Source organism: Labrys wisconsinensis, assembly GCF_030814995.1.
GTDB lineage: Bacteria > Pseudomonadota > Alphaproteobacteria > Rhizobiales > Labraceae > Labrys > Labrys wisconsinensis.
Genome location: NZ_JAUSVX010000001.1, coordinates 896,674 through 914,789 on the forward strand (window position 1 = coordinate 896,674; position 18,116 = coordinate 914,789).

At 70.9% G+C, this 18,116-nt stretch carries 19 protein-coding genes; 11 read left to right on the plus strand and 8 right to left on the minus strand.

Annotated features, from left to right (window positions below):
- Position 1 precedes the first annotated feature (1 nt).
- A complete protein-coding gene (locus tag QO011_RS04085; protein WP_307269225.1) occupies positions 2 to 958 on the plus strand; it encodes an ABC transporter permease in 957 nt (318 codons plus the stop codon).
- Positions 955 to 1,908 (plus strand): ABC transporter permease, encoded by a 954-nt coding sequence (locus tag QO011_RS04090; protein WP_307268036.1) that lies wholly within the window; start codon positions 955 to 957, stop codon positions 1,906 to 1,908. The genes QO011_RS04085 and QO011_RS04090 overlap by 4 nt, the downstream gene beginning before the upstream one ends.
- Before the next feature lie 254 nt (positions 1,909 to 2,162).
- On the opposite strand, the gene QO011_RS04095 is transcribed toward QO011_RS04090, so the two are convergent.
- A complete protein-coding gene (locus tag QO011_RS04095) occupies positions 2,163 to 3,065 on the minus strand; it encodes an amidohydrolase family protein (RefSeq protein WP_307268038.1) in 903 nt (300 codons plus the stop codon).
- A gap of 53 nt (positions 3,066 to 3,118) precedes the next feature.
- On the opposite strand from QO011_RS04095, the gene QO011_RS04100 reads away from it, so the two are divergent.
- From QO011_RS04100 to QO011_RS04140, 9 genes are all read left to right on the plus strand, one after another.
- Positions 3,119 to 4,456: an alanine racemase gene (locus QO011_RS04100; RefSeq protein WP_307268041.1), complete on the plus strand. Its 1,338-nt coding sequence runs from the start codon at positions 3,119 to 3,121 to the stop codon at positions 4,454 to 4,456.
- A 10-nt stretch (positions 4,457 to 4,466) separates the two neighbouring features.
- On the plus strand, positions 4,467 to 5,477 hold the full coding sequence (locus tag QO011_RS04105; protein ID WP_307268043.1) for a M14 family metallopeptidase: 1,011 nt from the start codon (positions 4,467 to 4,469) through the stop codon (positions 5,475 to 5,477).
- 12 nt (positions 5,478 to 5,489) lie between these two features.
- Positions 5,490 to 6,725, plus strand: coding sequence for a hypothetical protein (locus tag QO011_RS04110; RefSeq protein WP_307268045.1), 1,236 nt, complete (start codon positions 5,490 to 5,492; stop codon positions 6,723 to 6,725).
- 423 nt (positions 6,726 to 7,148) lie between these two features.
- Positions 7,149 to 8,195, plus strand: coding sequence for an aldo/keto reductase (locus QO011_RS04115; protein ID WP_307268048.1), 1,047 nt, complete (start codon positions 7,149 to 7,151; stop codon positions 8,193 to 8,195).
- 15 nt (positions 8,196 to 8,210) lie between these two features.
- Entirely contained in the window at positions 8,211 to 8,753 is a 543-nt protein-coding gene (gene thpR / locus QO011_RS04120) for an RNA 2',3'-cyclic phosphodiesterase (RefSeq protein ID WP_307268051.1), read from the plus strand.
- Positions 8,750 to 8,971 (plus strand): hypothetical protein, encoded by a 222-nt coding sequence (locus QO011_RS04125; RefSeq protein WP_307268055.1) that lies wholly within the window; start codon positions 8,750 to 8,752, stop codon positions 8,969 to 8,971. The genes thpR and QO011_RS04125 overlap by 4 nt, the downstream gene beginning before the upstream one ends.
- Positions 8,968 to 9,387, plus strand: a complete 420-nt coding sequence (locus QO011_RS04130) for a metallopeptidase family protein (RefSeq protein ID WP_307268059.1) — start codon at positions 8,968 to 8,970, stop codon at positions 9,385 to 9,387. The genes QO011_RS04125 and QO011_RS04130 overlap by 4 nt, the downstream gene beginning before the upstream one ends.
- A 9-nt stretch (positions 9,388 to 9,396) precedes the next feature.
- Positions 9,397 to 10,242 carry a YihY/virulence factor BrkB family protein gene (locus QO011_RS04135; protein ID WP_307268062.1) on the plus strand — a complete coding sequence of 282 codons (846 nt, stop codon included), beginning with the start codon at positions 9,397 to 9,399 and terminating at the stop codon, positions 10,240 to 10,242.
- Positions 10,243 to 10,300: 58 nt separating this feature from the next.
- Positions 10,301 to 10,570, plus strand: a complete 270-nt coding sequence (locus QO011_RS04140) for a type II toxin-antitoxin system prevent-host-death family antitoxin (RefSeq protein ID WP_307268065.1) — start codon at positions 10,301 to 10,303, stop codon at positions 10,568 to 10,570.
- A gap of 79 nt (positions 10,571 to 10,649) precedes the next feature.
- On the opposite strand, the gene QO011_RS04145 is transcribed toward QO011_RS04140, so the two are convergent.
- The 7 genes from QO011_RS04145 to QO011_RS04175 form a co-directional block, all read right to left on the minus strand.
- Complete coding sequence (locus QO011_RS04145) at positions 10,650 to 11,525, minus strand: ABC transporter permease (protein ID WP_307268067.1); 876 nt, start codon at positions 11,523 to 11,525, stop codon at positions 10,650 to 10,652.
- A gap of 10 nt (positions 11,526 to 11,535) precedes the next feature.
- Complete coding sequence (locus QO011_RS04150) at positions 11,536 to 12,459, minus strand: ABC transporter permease (RefSeq protein ID WP_307268069.1); 924 nt, start codon at positions 12,457 to 12,459, stop codon at positions 11,536 to 11,538.
- An 8-nt stretch (positions 12,460 to 12,467) separates the two neighbouring features.
- Positions 12,468 to 13,562, minus strand: coding sequence for an ABC transporter ATP-binding protein (locus QO011_RS04155; protein ID WP_307268073.1), 1,095 nt, complete (start codon positions 13,560 to 13,562; stop codon positions 12,468 to 12,470).
- Positions 13,563 to 13,730: 168 nt separating this feature from the next.
- On the minus strand, positions 13,731 to 14,876 hold the full coding sequence (locus tag QO011_RS04160; RefSeq protein WP_307268076.1) for an extracellular solute-binding protein: 1,146 nt from the start codon (positions 14,874 to 14,876) through the stop codon (positions 13,731 to 13,733).
- Positions 14,877 to 15,247: 371 nt separating this feature from the next.
- A complete protein-coding gene (locus tag QO011_RS04165) occupies positions 15,248 to 16,639 on the minus strand; it encodes an FAD-binding oxidoreductase (protein ID WP_307268078.1) in 1,392 nt (463 codons plus the stop codon).
- Entirely contained in the window at positions 16,636 to 17,316 is a 681-nt protein-coding gene (locus tag QO011_RS04170; protein WP_307268080.1) for an alpha/beta hydrolase, read from the minus strand. The genes QO011_RS04165 and QO011_RS04170 overlap by 4 nt, the downstream gene beginning before the upstream one ends.
- On the minus strand, positions 17,313 to 17,975 hold the full coding sequence (locus QO011_RS04175; RefSeq protein ID WP_307268083.1) for a DNA-3-methyladenine glycosylase family protein: 663 nt from the start codon (positions 17,973 to 17,975) through the stop codon (positions 17,313 to 17,315). Before QO011_RS04175 ends, QO011_RS04170 begins: the two co-directional genes overlap by 4 nt.
- Between the last annotated feature and the right edge of the window lie 141 nt (positions 17,976 to 18,116).

Sequence of the window (18,116 nt, forward strand, 5' to 3'; positions counted from 1 at the left end):
GATGCGGGGGCCGGCCCCCGGCCGGCTCTATGCGGCGATCCAGGGCCGGCGCAATGCCGGCTCGCTCGGCCTCTTCGCCGTGGTCGCGGCCTTCCTCCTCGCCTATGCCGTGCTGCATCCCGGGCTCCTCACCCCGGCGGGCCTGGCCAAGTTCACCCAGAGCTGGTTTCCCCTCGCCCTGGTCGCGATGGCGCAGGCCATGCTGATGCTGGCCGGCGGCATCAGCCTCGCCATCGGCCCGACGGTCAGCCTCGGCGCCGTCATCGCCGCGACCGTGATGGCCGGGGGCGGCGGCGTCGCCGGCGGCATCGCCGCGGTGGCGCTGGCCGGCCTCGCCAGCGGCCTCGTCACCGGCCTGATCGTCGTGCGCCTCAACCTGCCGGCCATCGTCGTCACCCTGGCCGGCTCCTTCATCATCAGCGGCGCCGCGCTGGTGGTCCTGCCGAGGCCCGGCGGCAGCGTGCCGGACTGGCTCTCCGACCTCCTGGCTGGCAACAGCCCGACGGCGCTGGCGATCCTGGTCCTGGTGGTGCTGGCCTGGAAGGCCTATCTCGCCACGCCCCTCGGCCTCAGCCTCTATGCCGCCGGCGAGAACCCGGTCGGGGCCTACCGCTCCGGCGTGCCGGTCGACCGCGCCCGCATCGCCGCCTATGCGCTCTCCAGCCTGCTCGCCGCCGGCGCCGGGCTGTTCGTCGCCGCCCAGACCGGCTCGGGCGACCCGCTGATCGGCCAGGCCTTCACGCTCAACTCCATCGCCGCCGCCGTGCTGGGCGGCATCGGCTTCCTCGGCGGCCAGGGCACCATGCGCGGCGCGCTGGCCGGCAGCCTGCTGCTCAGCGTCATGATCAGCGTGATGTTCCACCTCGGCTTCTCGCCGGTTTCGCAATATGTGGCGCAGGGCCTGATCATCATCGGCGCCGTCGCCCTGCCGCAGCTGCGCAAGGCCCTGCTGCCATGACCCTGTCCCCTCGCCTCAAGAGCATCCTCGCCCACCGCGCCGTCCTCACCGCCCTGCTGGTCGTCGCGGTGTGGATCGGCGCCAGCTTCGTCTCGCGCGGCTTCGGCGCCTATGGCCATCTGCGCTATCTCCTGGAGCTCGCCGCCGTGATCGGGCTCGTCGCCATCGGCCAGACCTTCGTGGTCATCGCCGGCGGCATCGACCTCTCCGTGGCGGCGCTGGTGACCGTGGCCGCCGTGGCGCTGCCGCTCCTCTCCGTCTCCGGGGACGAGACCGGACTGGTGCCGGTCGTCGGCGTGCTGGCGCTGACCAGCCTGATCGGCCTCCTCAACGGCGCCGGCATCGCCTGGCTCCGGGTGCATCCGATGATCATGACCCTGGCCATGGCGACCTTCCTGCAGGGCCTGCTGATCATCATCGCCGGCGGCAGCGCCATCACGCCCTCCAACCCGCTGGTCTCCTGGCTCGGCTCGGCCCGGCCGGCCGGCATCCCCGCCGGCATCCTGCTCTGGATCGCCTGCGCCGCCCTCGCCTTGCTGGTGCTGCACGTCACGCCCTTCGGCGCCCGGGTCTACGCCCTCGGCGCCAACGAGCTGGCGGCGCGCCTCTCCGGCGTGCCGGTGCCGGCGACCATCCTCGCGGTCTATGCCCTCAGCGGCTTCGCCGCCGGGCTCGCGGGCGTGCTGGTGCTCGGCAACAACGGCCAGGGCTATGTCGGCGTGGGCGATCCCTACCTCCTCGCCTCGATCGCCGCCGTGGTGCTCGGCGGCACCTCGATCTTCGGCGGCCGCGGCACCTATGCCGGCACCATCCCCGGCGCCATCCTGCTGGTGACCATCACCGCCCTGATCACCGTGATCAACGCCTCGCCGGGCTGGCGCAGCATCCTGTTCGGCTCGCTGATCCTGGCGCTGCTGCTGCTCTCGGGGCGCGAGGCGGCGCGGCGGTGATGGGCGGGGTGGAAAGAAAGACCTCAGGCGCGCCGCTAGCCGCTCCCCTCCCCCTTGCGGGGAGGGGTGAGGGGTGGGGGTCCCTCAGAATAGGGCGCGACGTCGGTCGAAAGGCCTTGTCCCTGACTTTCCATCCGCCATGGCGGGCGTTACGACCCCCACCCCTTACCCCTCCCCGCAAGGGGGAGGGGATTGGCTGGCGTTGCGCCTCGTTCAACGAGCGTTGCGTCCGACCCAGGCGTAACCGAAGCCCCCTACCCCACCCCATACACCCTCCGCGCCGTGTCGTGGAACACCGCCCGCTGTTCGTCCCGGCTGAGATCCGCGGTGAGCGCACGCAGCGTCCCCACCACCTCTCCATAGCTTGCATGCAGCCCCGCCACCGGGAAATCGCTGCCGAACATCGTGCGCTCCGGCCCGAAGCCGTCGAGGCAATGGCCGATCACCGGGCGCATGCTCTCCAGCGTCCAGTGCGGGTCATAGGCGACGAGGTCGGAGATCTTGATCACCACGTTCGGCCGCCGCGCCAGCTCGGCGAGGCCGCGCCGCCAGACCGCCATACCCTCGGGATCGCGGTCGATCGGGCTGCCGCCGTGCTCCAGCACGAAGAGCTGGTCGGGGTGGTCGGCGACGAGCCGTGCCGCCTCGGCGAGCTGCGGCGGGAACAGCATGAGGTCGAAGACGAGGCCGTGGCGCTGCAGTCGGGCGAGGCCGGCGCGCCAGGCCGGATCGGCCATCAGGTCGCCGCGCGGCGCGAAGCGCCGGGCCGGATCCGGCGTCCAGCTGAGGATGTCGCGTATCCCCGCGACCCGCGGATTGGCCGCCTGCGCCTCGATCTGCGCCGCCGCGCCGACATCGGCCAGCGCCACGCGCGCGACATAGCGGCTGGCGACGCCGCCGGCCTTGTCGAGGCCGTCGAGCCAGCGCGTCTCGCCGAGGCCGTCGCCCTCCTGCCAGCCGGCCTCGACATGCACGCTCGCCACGACAGTCTGGCCGGCGGCGTCGGCCAGGAAATCGGCAGGGAGGTAATTGCGCCGGATCGGTCCGAGATCGCCGAGGCCGCCGAGTTCGCCGGCCGTGGCCGCAAGCCAGGGATGCCGGCCCATCGCCAGGTCCCACAGATGATGGTGCGCGTCGATCACCGGCCCGTCATACATCGCCCGTCCTCCATGGCCGCCCAGCCAGACCCTGATTTGCCGAGGGATGCAAGATGACCACCGACGCCCCGACACTTCTGCCCGCCCCGCTCCTGTCTGCCTCAGCCCGGCCGGTGCTGCTCGACGACAGCCTGCGCGGCGTGCCGCCGGGCACCGCGGATCTCTCCGCCGCGGACCTGCCGCTCCTGCGCTGGCACCCCGCGGATGGGCGCATGGCGCTCCCGGTGCTGACGCTGGACGAGACCGCCTTCCGCGCCAACCGCGACCTGTTCCTGTCCTATGCCCGGGAGCAGGGCGTCGCCGTCGCCCCGCACGCCAAGACGCCGATGGCGCCAGACCTCGCCCGCGCCCTGGTCGAGGGTGGGGCCTGGGGCACAACCGTGGCCGACATCCGCCAGGCCGGCGTGATGCTGCGCGCCGGGCTCGACCGGCTGATCCTGGCCAACGGCATCGGCGGGGCCGGCGGCGCCGGCCGGCTCGCCGCCCTCATCCGCCGCTATCCCGGAGCGCTGCTGCATGTCTTCGTCGATTCGGTGGCTGCCGCTTCCGCGCTCGCCGCGGCCTGGCGCGCCGATCCCGCCCTGCCGCCGCTGCGCGTGCTGGCCGAGACCGGCGCCGCCCGCGGCGGGGCGCGCAGCCTCGCCGAGGTCGAGGCCATTCTCGACGTCGTCCTCGCCAGCGGCGGCCGGCTGGAGCCGGCGGGCGTCGCCACCTATGAGGGCGCCGCGGCGGTCGCCTCCCCCGAGCGCACGCTCGAGATCATTGCCGGGCTGCTCGAATTGACCGCGGAGGCCTTCGCCCTGCTGCGCCGCCGGCTCGGCGACCGTCGGCCGCTGATCGTCACCGCCGGCGGCTCGGTGTTCTTCGACCGGGTGATCGCGGCGCTCGGGCCCGTGGTCGCCGCGGACGGGGCGGCCGAGCTGGTGCTGCGCAGCGGCGCCATCTTCTTCCATGACCATGGCGTCTACGACCGTGCCTTCGCCGCCCTCGACGCGCGGCAGGGCTTCCACCCGGGTGGCGCACCGGCCGCCGCCCGCGCCCTGTTCCGGCCGGCGCTGCGGCTCTGGGCCGAGGTGCTGTCGCGCCCCGAGCCTGGCCTCGCCGTCTGCGGCCTCGGCATGCGCGACGCCTCCTTCGACCAGGGCTTTCCCTCGGCCCTCGCCATCTGGCGCGACGGCCGGCGCCAGGACCGGCCCCCCGCGGCCGAGGTGACCAAGCTCAACGACCAGCACGCCTTTCTCGCGCTCGGCCCGGGCGCCGACATCCGGGTCGGCGACGTCGTCGAGTTCGGCATCTCCCATCCCTGCACCTGCCTCGACCGCTACCGCGTCCTCTTCGGAGCCGATGGCAAGGGCTTCGTGCAGCACGCCTTCCCCACCTTCTTCGGCTAGGGCTCGAGCCATGCATTCCGGCGTCTTCCATGACCTCGATTTCGAGCGCGACGGCAAGGCCCGCGGCCATGTCAGCATGCCGTTCTCGGTCGACCGCTCGCCCTATTTCCACGTGCGCACCCCTGTCGTCACCGTGCGCAACGGCCCGGGGCCGCGTCTGCTGCTGATGGCCGGCAACCATGGCGACGAGTACGAGGGCGAGTTGACGCTGGCCCGCCTCGCCCGCCGCCTGGAGCCGGCCGACATCCGCGGCGCCGTCACCATTCTCCCGGTCGCCAACCGGCCGGCGGTCATTGCGGCGAAGCGCTGCTCGCCGCTCGACGCGGGCAACCTCAACCGCGCCTTCCCCGGCGATCCCCTGGGCGCACCGACCGGCCGCCTCGCCTGGATGCTGGAGAAGGAGATCTTCCCGCGCCACGACGTGGTGCTCGACCTCCATTCCGGCGGCACCTCCATGGCGCACCTGCCCTGCTCGCTGATCGAGAAGGACGAGGACACCGCCCGCCACGCCCGGGCGCTCGACCTCCTGCAGGCGCTCGGCATGCCCTACGGCTTCGTCGCCGCGAACGGGCCGGGCGCGCCGACCTCGATGGGCGCCGCCCGCCGGGCCGGCGCCATCGGCGTCAGCGGCGAGTTCGGCGGCGGCGGCACCACCACGCCGGCCAGCATGGCGCTGACCGCCCGCGCCATCGACGGGCTGATGATGCGCCTCGGCATCACCGCGGCGCCGCTGCTCGGCGAGCATGCGCCGGTGGAGCGGCCGACCGCGCTGCTCTCGCTCGCCCGCCATTCCCAGGCGATCTACGCCGAGCGCCGCGGCTGGTGGGAGCCGGCGGTCGAGCCGGGCGCGGCCGTCGCGGCGGGCGATCTCGCCGGCTGGTATCATGACCTCGACGACGACACGGCGCAGGAGCAGCCCCTGCGCTTCGCCGAGGCCGGCATCGTCATCTCCTGCCGGCTGCACACCATGTCGGAAGCCGGCGACTGCCTGATCCAGGTGGCCGAGCCGCTGCGGGCCTGAAGGGAGCACGCCATGAACCGCTCGATCTGGACCTATCCCTGGGACGTGCAGGACCTCGGCCTCGACACGGTGTGCGGCGAGATCCGCGATGCCTGCGGCCTCGACGGCATCAGCCTGGCGACCTCCTACCATGCCGGCCGCTTCCTCCAGCCGCGCAGCCCGCGCCGCCGCTCCTACTTCCCCGAGGACGGCACCATCTATTTCCGGCCGACGCTGGAGCGCTGGGCCGACCTCGCCGTCACGCCCGAGGTCGCCTCGATCGTCGCCGAGCAGGACGTCTTCGCCGGGCTCCTGGCGGCGCGCGAGCGCTCGGGCCTCGGCGTCTCCTGCTGGACGGTCTGCCTCCACAACACCCGGCTCGGCATGCGCCATCCCGACGTGGTGGCGCGCAACGCCTTCGGCGATCCCAGCTATTTCAGCCTCTGCCCGTCCAACGAAGACGCGCGCGCCTATGTCCGCACCCTGGTGGCCGACCTCACCCACACCTGGCGGCCGGACCGGGTGGAGCTGGAGAGCCCCTGCTTCATGGACTTCGTCCACGGCTACCACCACGAGAAGGACGGCGTCGGCCTCACGCCGGACGCCAATTTCCTGATGTCGCTGTGCTTCTGCCCGGCCTGCACCGAGCGGGCGACCCGCGCCGGCGTGCCGGTCGAGGCGGCGCGGCAGCTGGTGCGCGGCTGGATCTGCGAGGCCTGCGAGCAAGAGGTGCCACAGGCCCGCTTTCCCGATTTTCCCGGCGCCGGCCTCACCGCCTTCGCGCCCTGGCCGGAGCTCCATGCCTTCCTCGCCTGGCGCTTCGAGCCGGTGACCAGCCTCGTCGCCGAGATCCGCGAGGCCGCCCATCCCGATAGCCAGGTGGTGACGATCGATCTCAGCGAAGGCTGGCTCGGCGGCTGCGACCATGCGGCGATCGCCCGCGCCTGCGACGGCCTGCTGATCTGCGCCTATGACATGGACGCGGCGGCGACGCACGCCGTGCTGGCCAGGGCCCGCGCCGCGGCCGGCCCGGACAAGGTCGTCGGCGCCGGATTCCGGGTGTTCCATCCCGAGATGGCGGGCGCGGACGACCTCGCCGCCAAGGTCGCGGCGGCGGAAGCCGGCGGGGCGCGGGCCTTCAACTTCTACAATTATGGCCTGATCCCGCAGCCCCGCCTCGCCTGGATCCGCCGCGCGGTGGACGGGCTGGCGAGTAACAACGTGAAGCCTGCAATTCCGGTGCCTGGCAGAACTGTCGAGAAACGCTGATCATATATTCTCGACGTATCTCCACGCACAACCGTCATGGGCGGACTTGATCCGCCCATCCACGCGAACGTGACGATGGCCAGCGCTTGCCACGCCGCCACCGGTGCTTTGCCGCACTGCCGGCGTTCGCGTGGATGGCCGGGACAAGCCCGGCCATGACGGCACGGTTGAGTACAATGCGGAGAGGGCGGTGCCGCCCGCGACGTCATGGGCGGACTTGATCCGCCCATCCACGCGAACTCGACATGGAACTATGTTCGCGTGGATGGACGGGACAAGCCCGTCCATGACGACGAAGGTTGCGCCCTTGAAAGAAATTGCGGGCATGCGTCGAGCAGAAAGTGAAGAACGAGGGTCTCGCTCCCCTTGCCAGGGCCCGGCCCGATCTGGTGAAACGTTTATCCCGCCTTCCGGACCTTTCCCATGCAGTACCGCCCGCTCGGCCGCACCGGCCAGACCGTCTCCGTCATCTGCCTCGGCACCATGACCTGGGGCGACCAGAACACGGCCGAGGAGGGCTTCGCCCAGATGGACTACGCCCTCGACCGGGGCGTGACCTTCTTCGACACGGCCGAGCTCTATTCGGTTCCGCCCAAGGCCGAGACGACGGGCTCGACCGAGCGGATCATCGGCGACTGGTTCGCCTCGCGCAAAAGCCGCGACCAGGTGATCCTCGCCTCCAAGGTGGTCGGCGCCTCGGCCATGACCTGGTTCCGCGACGACGGGTCCGAGAGCCGCCTCAACCGGGCGCAGATGACCGAGGCGCTGGACAAGAGCCTGAAGCGCCTCAGGACCGATTATATCGACCTCTACCAGCTGCATTTCCCCGAGCGGCCGATGCAATGGGGTGCCAATCCCACCGCGTTCCGGCCCTCGCCGCAGACCGAGACCACCACCATCGCCGAGCAGCTCGAGGTGCTCGACGATTTCGTCAAGGCCGGCAAGGTGCGCTGGGTCGGCCTCTCCAACGAGAGCGCCTGGGGCGCCATGACCTTCCTCAGGGAGAGCGAGGTCAAGGGCCTGCCCCGCATGCAGTCGATCCAGAACGCCTATTCCCTGATCAACCGCACCTTCGAGACCGGCCTCGGCGAGGTCGCCATGCGCGAGGGGCTCGGCCTGCTGGCCTATTCGCCGCTGGCCCAGGGCTACCTCACCGGCAAGTACCAGGGTGGCGCGCTGCCGCCGGGCTCGCGCAAGGCGCTCTACAACCGCCTGCAGCGCTACGAGAAGCCCGGCGCGGCCGTCGCCATCGACGCCTATGTCGCCCTGGCGGCCAGATCCGGCCTCGACCCGGCGCAGCTGGCGCTCGCCTTCGTCAACACCAGGCCGTTCCTGACCGCGACCATCATCGGCGCCTCGACCATGGCCCAGCTCAAGACCGCGATCGATTCGATCGACGTCGTCCTGCCGCCGGAGCTGGAGGCCGAGATCGACGCCATCCACCAGTTGCACATGAACCCGGCGCCCTGACCGCGGGCTCCCGCCATGCCGCGCCTCTTCACCGCCCTGGAAGTGCCCGAGACCGTCGGCATGGCCCTCTCGCTGCTGCGCGGCGGCCTGCCGGGCGCGCGCTGGATCGATGTCGAGAACTACCACATCACCCTGTGCTTCATCGGCGACCTCGACGACGCCCTCGCCCGCGACGTCGCCGAGGCGCTCGACGGGGTGAGGCGGCCGGCCTTCGAGGTGACGGTCGCCGACCTCGACGCCTTCGGCGGCGCCCGGCCCAAGGCGGTCTATGCCGCGGTGGCGCCGGTCCCGGCCCTCATGGAGCTGCAGGCGGCGCAGGAGCGGCTGCTGCGCCGCCTCGGCGTGCCCATGGAGAACCGCCAGTATACCCCGCACGTCACCCTGGCGCGCCTGCGGGTCGAGGCGACCGCCCGCCGCACCGCCGACTGGCTGGCCCTGCGCGGCGGCGGCCGGCATTCCTTCCGCGCCGAGCGCTTCGTCCTGATGTCTTCGCGTGATTCCGTCGGCGGCGGGCCCTATATCATCGAGGAGGCCTACGATCTTCAGGGGGCGGCATGAACGATGAGCAGGAAGCCCGGCGCATCCTCGACCGGGTCGACCGCGAAGGCGACGTGCTCGGCTCGGCGCTGCGCCGCACCGCCGACCATTTCGCCGCCCGCGAGGCCGACCCCGCCGACAGGATCGAGCTCTGGGGCCGGCGCATCGGCCGCGGGCTCTCGCTGGTCGGCGTGATCGTGCTGGCCATCCTCCTCGTGCGGCAATTGGGTGCCCGATGACCGATCTCGATCTCGCCGGGCTCAGCGCCCCGACCCTCGCCGATTTCGAGCGCCTGGCCGAGGAGGCCTATGCGCGCCTGCCCCCGGCGTTCCGGCGCATGAGCGCCGGCGTCATCATCCGCGTCGAGGATTTCCCGACCGACGCGGTGCTCGACGAGCTCGGCATCGAGGACGAGTTCGACCTGCTCGGCCTGTTCCAGGGCGTCGGCCTGGCGCAGGCGACCGCCACCGGCCATACCGGCCAGATGCCGAACATGGTCTCCCTCTATCGCCGGCCGATCCTCGACTATTGGGCCGAGCACGAGGAGACGCTCGGCCATCTCGTCACCCATGTCCTGGTCCACGAGATCGGCCATCATTTCGGCCTGTCCGACGACGACATGGAGGCGATCGAAGCGGCCGCCGACCCCGATTAGGGCTTGAGCATGCCGGGGTTGCACCTGCTGCTCGACGTCTGGGACCGTTTCGCCGAGGATGACGGCTGGCCGATGGCGAGCCATATGGCGCTCTCGGCCTTGATGGCGCTGTTCCCCTTCCTGATCTTCGTCACCGCCCTCGCCGGCCAGCTCACCACGCCGGCGGTGCAGGCGGAGATCGTGCGCCTCCTGTTCGAGACCTGGCCGCATATGGTGGCCGCGCCGATCGCCGACGAGGTCAACAAGGTGCTGGGCAATTCCCGGCCCGGCGTGCTGACCTTCGGCGCGGTCCTCTCCTTCCTGCTCGCCACCAACGGCGTCGAGGCGATGCGCGTCGGCGTCAACCGCGCCTATCGCGTGCGCGAGATGCGCCCGTTCTGGCTGCTGCGCCTGCAGGGCCTGCTCTTCGTCGTCATCGGCGCCCTCGCCCTGATGGTGCTGGCCGGCTTCGTGCTGTTCTGGCCGGTGCTCTGGGATGCCGCCGTCACCCTGGTGCCGCCGCTCGGCGATCTCGCCATGCCGGTCACGGCCCTGCGCTATGCCGCCGCCTTCGTCGTGCTCGGCAGCGCCATCGTGCTGGTCCATCTCTTCCTGGCCGCCGGCGAGCGCAGGCTCGCCGACGTCTGGCCCGGCGTGCTGCTCACCTTCGTGTTCTGGCTGGCGGGCGGCGGCCTGTTCGGCATCTATCTCGCCGACTTCGCCAGCTATTCCCGCACCTATGCGGGCCTCGCCGGCGTGGTGGCGGCGCTGTTCTTCCTCTGGCTGGTCTCGGTGGTGTTCCTCATCGGCGCCGAGCTCAACGCCGTGCTGATCGAGCGGAGGAGGAAGAAGCGCGACAGGGGGGTGGATATCTGAGGCCTTGCCGGGCGGACGTCAACGGCATAGAGGGCATTCCGGTCAGCGGAATGGTGCCATGGCCGTTACGAAAATCGACACGGGAAAGAGCTGGACGGCGGCAAGCGCCAAGGCGCGGTTCTCCGAAGTGATCGACCTTGCCCAGGAGCGCCCCCAGATCATCACCCGCAACGGCGAACCGAGCGTCGTGGTCGTGTCCGTCTCGGAATGGGCGCGCGTGACGGTTCGGCAGGGCACGCTCGCCGAGTTTCTCCTGGCTTCGCCGTTACGGGCCGCCGCACTGGATCTCGAGCGCGAACGCGACCTGCCACGCGACGTCGACCTCTGACAATCGCCCTCGCCAGTCACGCGATTTCGAGCGCCTCGGCGTTGCGCTCCTCGATCCCCGGGCGGCGTGAGCCCGGCCGCTACGCCGCCGCCGGCGTCGCCAGCGGCCCGGCAGCGGCGAGGTCGGCGTCCTCGGCGGCGGCCGCGGCCGCCGCTTCCTCCATGGCCCGCCTCTCCGCCCGGCGGCGGGTGATCTCGTAGACGATGGCGCCGATCACGGTCAGCGCGATCAGGCTGAGCGCCAGCGCGTTGATGGTCGGCGTGATGCCCGAGCGCGTCTTGGAGAAAACATAGACGGTGAGCGTGTCCGAATTGCCCTTGGTGAACAGGGTGACGTTGAAATTCTCCACCGACTGGAAGAAGGCGATCAGCGCCCCGGCGCCGATGGCGGGGTAGAGATGCGGCACCACGATGCGGCGCATCACCTGGGTGTGGCTGGCGCCGAGGTCGAGCGCCGCCTCCTCCAGGAGGGGATCGAAGCTCTGCAGCCGCGCCAGCACCAGCAGCATGACATAGGCGGCGATGAAGGAGACCTGGCCCAGCACCGAGAGCCAGAGGCCCGCGGGAGCGTTGAACGCGTTCCAAAACAGCAGGGTGGAGATGCCGATCACCACGCCCGGCGTCAGGATCGGCGCGATCATCACGCCGTAGAGGAAGCCGCGCGCCCGGGCATCGATGCCGTTGATCAGGATGGCCGCCGCCGTGCCGATCGGCACGGCGAGCGCCACCACCGAGAGCGCCACCAGCAGGGTGTTGCGGATCGCCGTCCACATCCGCGTGTCGGCCCACAGGTCCTCGAACCAGCGGCCGGTGAAGCCGACCCAGGGATAGATCGAGGGGAAGCGCGAATTGTTCAGCGCCGCGCCGCCCATGATCACCAGCGGCATCAGCATGTAGAACAGGAAGACCGCCACGAAGATCTTCATCAGGAGGCGGCCGAACGCGTGTTGTCTCATCCGCCCCTCCTCACTTGGCGATATCGGCGAGGCGCACCTTGAACAGGCGCATCATCAGGCTGACGAAGAGCACGCAGATCAGCAGGAGCAGGAAGGCGTAGGCCGAGCCGGTGTTCCAGTCCTGGCTCTCGAACATCCATTGCTGCACGATCTCGGTGAACCAGCGCGATGTGGTCGAGGCCAGCAGGGTCGGCACCAGGATCGAGCCGGCCGAGAGCATGAACACCATGACGCAGCCCGAGGCGATGCCGGGCTTGGAATGGGGGATCACCACCCGCCAATGCGTGCGCCAGGTCGGCGAGCCCAGATCCTGCGCCGCCTCGATCTGGTTGGAATCGAGCGACTGGATGGCGTTGTAGATCGGGAACAGCATGAACAGCACATAGGTGTAGACCAGCCCGACGACGACGCCGTTGAAGCCGGTGAGCCAGCGCACCGGCCGGGCGATCAGCCCGAGGCCTATCAGGGACGTGTTGAGCGGTCCCTGGAACGACAGGATGATGAACCAGGCGAAGGAGCGCAGCACCTCGCTGACCCAGAGCGGGATCAGGAGCACGATGAACAGGGTCGGCGCGTTCCTCGGCGCCGCCATCTTGGCCAGGAAATAGGCCAGGGGATAGGCGGCCACCAGGCAGATCACCGTGACGACGCAGGAATAGAACACCGTCAGCACGAAGATCTGCACATGGATCGGGATGTCGAAGGCCCAGCCGAACAGCTGGATCGTGCGCGGGCTGCTGAAGAAGGTGGCGTAGTTGCCGAGGGTGTAGACGTCGTTCGGTCCGCCGAGCTGGTCCACCGGCAGGTAGGGCCGGAAGGAATAGCGGAACATGATGAAATAGGGCAGCACCACCAGGGCCAGCAGCCAGAAGGCGGTCAGGCCGAGGATGGCGATGGTAAGGCCGCGGCCGTAGCGCCTGAGGAGGGCGGTCATGACGGCCTCTAGGCCCGGCCGCGCACGGCGGCGTCGGCGAGGACGACCGCGTGCTCCGGTGCAAAGGTCAGGTGGCGCCTGGCGCCGACGGCGGGCGGAGGCCTCGACGGATCGTTGGGCAGCTGCACCATGTGCACCGCGCCGTGCGTGTCGTGCGCATGGACATGGATGAAATTGCCCTCGAAGGCGACTTCCTGCACCGTCACCGGCACGCTGTTCATGCCCTCCACCGGCTGGGCCTCCAGGGTCGAATGCTCCGGCCGGACATAGACCTTGGCGCTCGCGCCCTGGCCGATGCCGGGCCCCAGGCGCGTGGCGAAGGTGCCCGCGGTGGTGTCGAAGCGCGCCGCCTCGCCCGCCACCGACACGACCTGGCCGGCGAAGCGGTTGTTCTCGCCGACGAAGGAGGCGACGAAGCCGTTCGCCGGCGCGTTGTAGATCTCCTGCGGCGTGCCGACCTGCTGCAGCACCCCCTGCGACATGATGCCGACCCGGTCGGACATCGCCAGCGCCTCGCCCTGGTCGTGGGTGATGTAGACGAAGGTGACGTTGGTGCGCTTCTGGATGGCGCGCAGCTCGCTGCGCATGTGCTGGCGCAGCTTGAGATCGAGCGCCGAGAGCGGCTCGTCGAGCAGCATCACCTTGGGCTCGACCGCCAGCGCCCGGGCGATGGCGACGCGCTGCTTCTGCCCGCCGGAGAGCTGGCTGACCCGCTTGTCGGCGGCATCCGGCAGGTCGACCAGGCGCAGGAGCTCGTCGGCCCGGCGCCGGCGCGTCTCCCTGGACACGCCGCGCACCTCCAGCCCGAAGGCGATGTTCTCCCAGACCGGCATCAGCGGGAACAGAGCCAGGTTCTGGAAGATCAGCGCCGTCGGCCGCTGGTTCGGCCCGATGCCGCGCATGTCGCGGCCGCCGATATGGATCGCGCCGGCGGTGGGGTCGTTGAAGCCGGAGATCATGCGTAGGATCGTGGTCTTGCCGCAGCCCGACGGCCCGAGGAAGGAAAAGAACTCGCCGGCCCTGATCGTGACGTCGACGTTGTCGACCGCGCGGAACTTGCCGAATTCCATGGTCACGCTGGAAAGCTGGACGTCTTCGCTCATCGGCCCCCGGCACTCAGGTTGGCGAGGCGGCAGCGCCGGCCTCGCGGGCAGGAACACGCAAATGCGATGCCATCGCCGCCGGCATGACGCGGGATGGACCCGGCGGCCCGTCTCAGGCCGCCGGCGGAGCAGCCCGCCCGTGACTCGGGCGGGCCGTGCGGCTCGGGCTCAGGCCGCCTTCCACTTGTCGGCGTATTCGCCGCGCAGCTTGACGAACCAGGCATCCTGGATCGGCCACCACCACAGCTTGGACAACGCATCGCCGGGATAGGCGCCATGATAGAACTCGGTGACCTTGGCATCCATCTTGTCGATGCCGCCCTTGCCGGTCGGGTTCGCCGAGAAGGCCGTGGCATTGAGGGCGGAGCCGTCGGCCGTGGAGACGAAGTTGGCGAACTCGTAGGCCTGCTCGGTGTTCTTGGCGTTCTTCATCAGGAAGTAGCCCTGAAGCCAGGCGAAGGCGCCTTCCTTCGGCGCGACGAAGCCGAACGCCAGCCCGTCCTTCTTCAGGTTGTAGCCGGTGGAGTCCCAGGTCAGGCCGAGGACGCAGCCATTGGTGCGGAAGGCGGCCTGGGCGTCGTTCTCGCCGTTCCAGAACTGGGCGATGTTGGACTTGTGCTTGATGGCCTCGGCCAGGACGATGTCCCAGATCTGCTTCATCGTCGCCTCGTCCTTGTAGCTGTCAAGGAAGGGCTTGGGCAGCTTGCCCTGCGAATCCAGCACACGGCCCATCGCCGCGAGCGAGGAATGGGCGCGCACCACCACCTTGCCCTCGAACTTGGGGTCGAACAGGTCGGCCAGGCTCGCCTTGCCGTACTCGGTGTTGGCGTCCGTGGTGGAATAGGTCAGCGCCTCGGTGCCCCAGACGCTCGGGATGAAGTAGCGCTTGCCGTCGACCTTGGCCGTGTCGCCGGCGACGCCGGTGACGAAGGCCTGGTCGTAGTTGTCGAGCTTGATCTTGGTCTCGTCCCAGGGCTGGGGGATGCCGTTCGCCACCCAGCTCGCCACGCGGTCGACCGTCGGCTCGACGAAATCCACCGCTCCGGTCTGCAGGGAGAGCTTGCACTGGGCGAACATCGAATCCTGGTCGGGCTGCTCCAGGAAGTTCACCTTGATGCCGGTCTTGGCGGTGAAGCTGTCGAACAGCTTCTTGAAGTCGTAGCCCGACCAGCCCATGAAATTGACCTCCCCCGAGGAGGAGAAGGCGTTCGAGACGATCGCCGGCGAGGCGACCAGGCCGAGGCCGGCCGCAGCGCCCGCCTTCAGGATCGACCGGCGGCTGATGCCGCCCGGGGTCCAGATCTTGTCCTTCATTGCAATGTCTCCCGTCTGGTTGTTGGCTCACGCCCTGCGGCGGAACGAAGCGACGCCCTGCTGCCCGTTTCGGGCTTGTTACAGTTCTTCCGGATGCGGTCCCGACAGGCCTTCCGGTCTGTCATGGAACGAAGACTTGCACGCTGGTCCGAAACTGACAACGGGAATGAGTCGCCGACATTCTCCACAAACGCCGCTTTTGTGTGCATGCCCGACATCCATGCAATCTGCGTGACACATGCGGCCACGTTTATCAGTGTATTGCGGATCGTTATGCGTGGGGAGCCCCTTTCGACCGACGCGGCGGAGGTCCCAGCCGGCCCGGCCGGGGACGGGCCGGGCGACGGCGGCAGGGGAGCGGGCGGCCGCCGTCAGGCCGGCGGCAGCACCTTGCCAGGGTTGAGGATGCCGCGCGGGTCAAGCGCCGCCTTCACCGCCCGCATCGCCGCGAGCTTGCCGGGGTCGCCGTGGCGCGCCAGCGCCTCGCGCTTGTCGAGGCCGACGCCGTGCTCGGCCGAGAAGGCGCCGCCGGCCTCGCGCAGGCCTTCGTAGAGCGCCGCCTCGATCGCCTCGTGCGGAACGTGCTCCGGCCTCTCCCGGCGCGCGGCCATCACGTGCAGATTGCCGTCGGCGAGATGGCCGATGAAGTGCAGCTCCAGCGCCGGGTCGACGGCGGCGAGGCACCGGCCGGCCTCGGCGACATAGGCGTCGATGCGCGCCGGCGGCACCGAGACGTCGTACCACAGCTCCAGCCCGTAGGCGCGGCCGATGGCGTCCGAGGCTTCGCGAATCAGCCAGATCGTCTCGCGCTGCTTCAGCGTGGCGGCGACGACGCCGCCCTGGATGCCGGCGCTCTCCCACACCGTGGCGAGCCCGTCCTCCAGGGCCTCGCGCGTCTCCGCCTCGATCGATCCCGAGACCTCGACGATGAGGTGCACCGGCGCGCCGAGCCCGAGCGCCCCGCCGTCGACCCCGAGCGCCGCCGCCGAGCCCGTGGCATAGCCGCCACTCATGATCTCCGCCGCCTGCAGGCTCGGACCGTCCGCGCCGAGGAAGTGCCGCACGACGGCGAGCGCCGCCGCGGCGCCGGGCAGGCCGATCAGCGCCGTGGCGCGCGGACCGGGCAGCGGCTCCAGCCGGATCACCGCCCGGGTGACGACGCCGAGCGTGCCCTCCGAGCCGACCAGGAGCTGCTTGAGGTCGTAGCCGCTCGAGGTCTTCAGCACCTGCGTCATGTCGTCGATCACCGTGCCGTCGGCCAGCACCGCCTCCAGGCCCAGCACCCGGTGGCGCATGACGCCGTGGCGGAAGGCACGGATGCCGCCGGCGCAGGTGGCGATCATGCCGCCGATGGTGGCCGAGCCGCGCGCGGCGGTGTCGATCGCCGGGTCGAGCCCGTGCTCGGCCGCCGCCTGCTGCAGCCGCTCCAGCGTCACGCCGGCCTCGACCACGGCGGTGCGGCCGACCGGGTCGATCGCCGCGACGGCGGCCATGCGCGTCAGCGACAGCACCACCTCGCCCGGCAGCGACACAGCCCCGCCGACCAGGCCGGTGCGCCCGCCCTGCGGCACCACGCCGATACCGCGCTCATGGCAGAAGGCCAGCAGGCGCGACACCTCGGCGGTGGTCGCCGGCGACACCACCAGGCCGGCATCGAGGTTGTGCGGGTTCCAGCCGGGATCGAGCAGCGCCACCGCGGCGCCGGCCCGCACCGCCTCCGGGCCGAGCAGGCCGGCGAGCTCGTCGGCCAGGGCCGCGGTCATGGCCTGGCGGCCGCGTGCGGAAGGTGCCGGGCGAGGAATTCGCCGCCGAGGCGCAGGCCGTCGCCGTCGATGCCGTGGCCGACGCCGCGGCTCATATGGAACTCGACCGGCACGCCGAGGGCGGCCAGCCCCTGGACCGAGAACATCAGCGCCTCCGGCGGGATCACCTGGTCCTCATCGCCGTGCACCAGCAGCACCGGCGGGCGCGCCGTCACCTCCGCCTGCATCGCGGCGGGCTCCTGGTCCTCCGGCGTCACCAGGAGGCCGGAATAGCCGATGATCGCCGCCGGCTGCGGCCGGCGCAGGCCTGCATGCAGCGCCATCATGGTGCCCTGGCTGAAGCCGACCAGCGCCAGGGCTTCCGGCGGCAGGCCGAGACGCTCGAGCTCGGCGTCGAGGAAGGCGTTCAGCACCGGCATCGCCGCCTGCACCCCGCGCCAGCGCTCGTGCGGGACGCGGAAGGTCAGAGGGAACCATTGCCGGCCAAAGGGCGCCCCGGCGCAGGGCTCCGGCGCGTGCGGCGAGACGAAGGCCGCGTCCGGCAGCAGCCCCTGCCAGTGCCGGCCGATATCGATCAGGTCGTTGCCGTCGGCGCCGTAGCCGTGCAGGAACACGACGAGGCTCCTGGCGGCGGCGCCGGAACGGGGGGCGAGGCGGGGGCCGTCGAGCAGCGTCATGTCGGGTCTCCGGTGGGCAGGGGCGCACCCTCGCGGCCCGCCTTCATCCAAGCGTAGTAGGCCCAGAGCAGCCGCGCGGCAACGCCCCGCCACGGCCGCCAGGCCTCCGCTTCGGCCAGCAGCGCCGCGGTCGTCGGCCGCGCCGGCAGGCCGAGCGCCGCGCGCGCCGCCTCCTGCACCGCGAGATCGCCCGCGGCGAAGGCGTCGGCATGGCCGAGGCAGAACAGGAGGTAGACATCGGCGGTCCAGGGCCCGATGCCCTTGACCGCGGTCAGGGCGGCATGGGCCTCGTCGGGAGCGAGGCCGGCCAGCCCGTCGAGGTCGAGCCCCTCGGCCACCGCCTGCGCCAGCGCCCGCAGCGTGCGGATCTTGGGGCCGGACAGGCCGGCCGCCCGGAAGCGCGCCTCCTCGGCGCCGATGAGGTCGTCCGGTGAGAAGGGCGCGAACACCGCCCGGGTCCGCGCCCAGATGGCGCGGGCGCTCGCCACCGACACCTGCTGCGAGACGATGATCCAGGCCAGCCCCTCGAAGCCGCCGGCGGTGCGCCGCAGCGGCGGCATGCCGGTGAGCCGGTGGGCGGCCGCCAGCCGGGGATCGGCGGCGGCGAGCGCCGCCATGCCCTCGGCGATGTCGTCCGGCGTCATGATGATGCGGGGCATGGGAGGGTCCGGATCCTGTCTTGCGAACGGCCCTGCCACGACGCTGGCCGATCCCCTCCCCCTTGCGGGGAGGGGTAGGGGGTGGGGGTCCTTCCGGACAGGGCGCGTACTACGTCGACCACCCCCACCCCTTATCCCTCC

Coding starts and splice junctions, on each gene's coding strand:
- QO011_RS04085 (WP_307269225.1), top strand. CDS start 2: ATGCGGGGGCCGGCCCCCGGCCGGCTCTATGCGGCGATCCAGGGCCGG.
- QO011_RS04090 (WP_307268036.1), top strand. CDS start 955: ATGACCCTGTCCCCTCGCCTCAAGAGCATCCTCGCCCACCGCGCCGTC.
- QO011_RS04095 (WP_307268038.1), bottom strand. CDS start 3,065: ATGTATGACGGGCCGGTGATCGACGCGCACCATCATCTGTGGGACCTG.
- QO011_RS04100 (WP_307268041.1), top strand. CDS start 3,119: ATGACCACCGACGCCCCGACACTTCTGCCCGCCCCGCTCCTGTCTGCC.
- QO011_RS04105 (WP_307268043.1), top strand. CDS start 4,467: ATGCATTCCGGCGTCTTCCATGACCTCGATTTCGAGCGCGACGGCAAG.
- QO011_RS04110 (WP_307268045.1), top strand. CDS start 5,490: ATGAACCGCTCGATCTGGACCTATCCCTGGGACGTGCAGGACCTCGGC.
- QO011_RS04115 (WP_307268048.1), top strand. CDS start 7,149: ATGCAGTACCGCCCGCTCGGCCGCACCGGCCAGACCGTCTCCGTCATC.
- thpR (WP_307268051.1), top strand. CDS start 8,211: ATGCCGCGCCTCTTCACCGCCCTGGAAGTGCCCGAGACCGTCGGCATG.
- QO011_RS04125 (WP_307268055.1), top strand. CDS start 8,750: ATGAACGATGAGCAGGAAGCCCGGCGCATCCTCGACCGGGTCGACCGC.
- QO011_RS04130 (WP_307268059.1), top strand. CDS start 8,968: ATGACCGATCTCGATCTCGCCGGGCTCAGCGCCCCGACCCTCGCCGAT.
- QO011_RS04135 (WP_307268062.1), top strand. CDS start 9,397: ATGCCGGGGTTGCACCTGCTGCTCGACGTCTGGGACCGTTTCGCCGAG.
- QO011_RS04140 (WP_307268065.1), top strand. CDS start 10,301: ATGGCCGTTACGAAAATCGACACGGGAAAGAGCTGGACGGCGGCAAGC.
- QO011_RS04145 (WP_307268067.1), bottom strand. CDS start 11,525: ATGAGACAACACGCGTTCGGCCGCCTCCTGATGAAGATCTTCGTGGCG.
- QO011_RS04150 (WP_307268069.1), bottom strand. CDS start 12,459: ATGACCGCCCTCCTCAGGCGCTACGGCCGCGGCCTTACCATCGCCATC.
- QO011_RS04155 (WP_307268073.1), bottom strand. CDS start 13,562: ATGAGCGAAGACGTCCAGCTTTCCAGCGTGACCATGGAATTCGGCAAG.
- QO011_RS04160 (WP_307268076.1), bottom strand. CDS start 14,876: ATGAAGGACAAGATCTGGACCCCGGGCGGCATCAGCCGCCGGTCGATC.
- QO011_RS04165 (WP_307268078.1), bottom strand. CDS start 16,639: ATGACCGCGGCCCTGGCCGACGAGCTCGCCGGCCTGCTCGGCCCGGAG.
- QO011_RS04170 (WP_307268080.1), bottom strand. CDS start 17,316: ATGACGCTGCTCGACGGCCCCCGCCTCGCCCCCCGTTCCGGCGCCGCC.
- QO011_RS04175 (WP_307268083.1), bottom strand. CDS start 17,975: ATGCCCCGCATCATCATGACGCCGGACGACATCGCCGAGGGCATGGCG.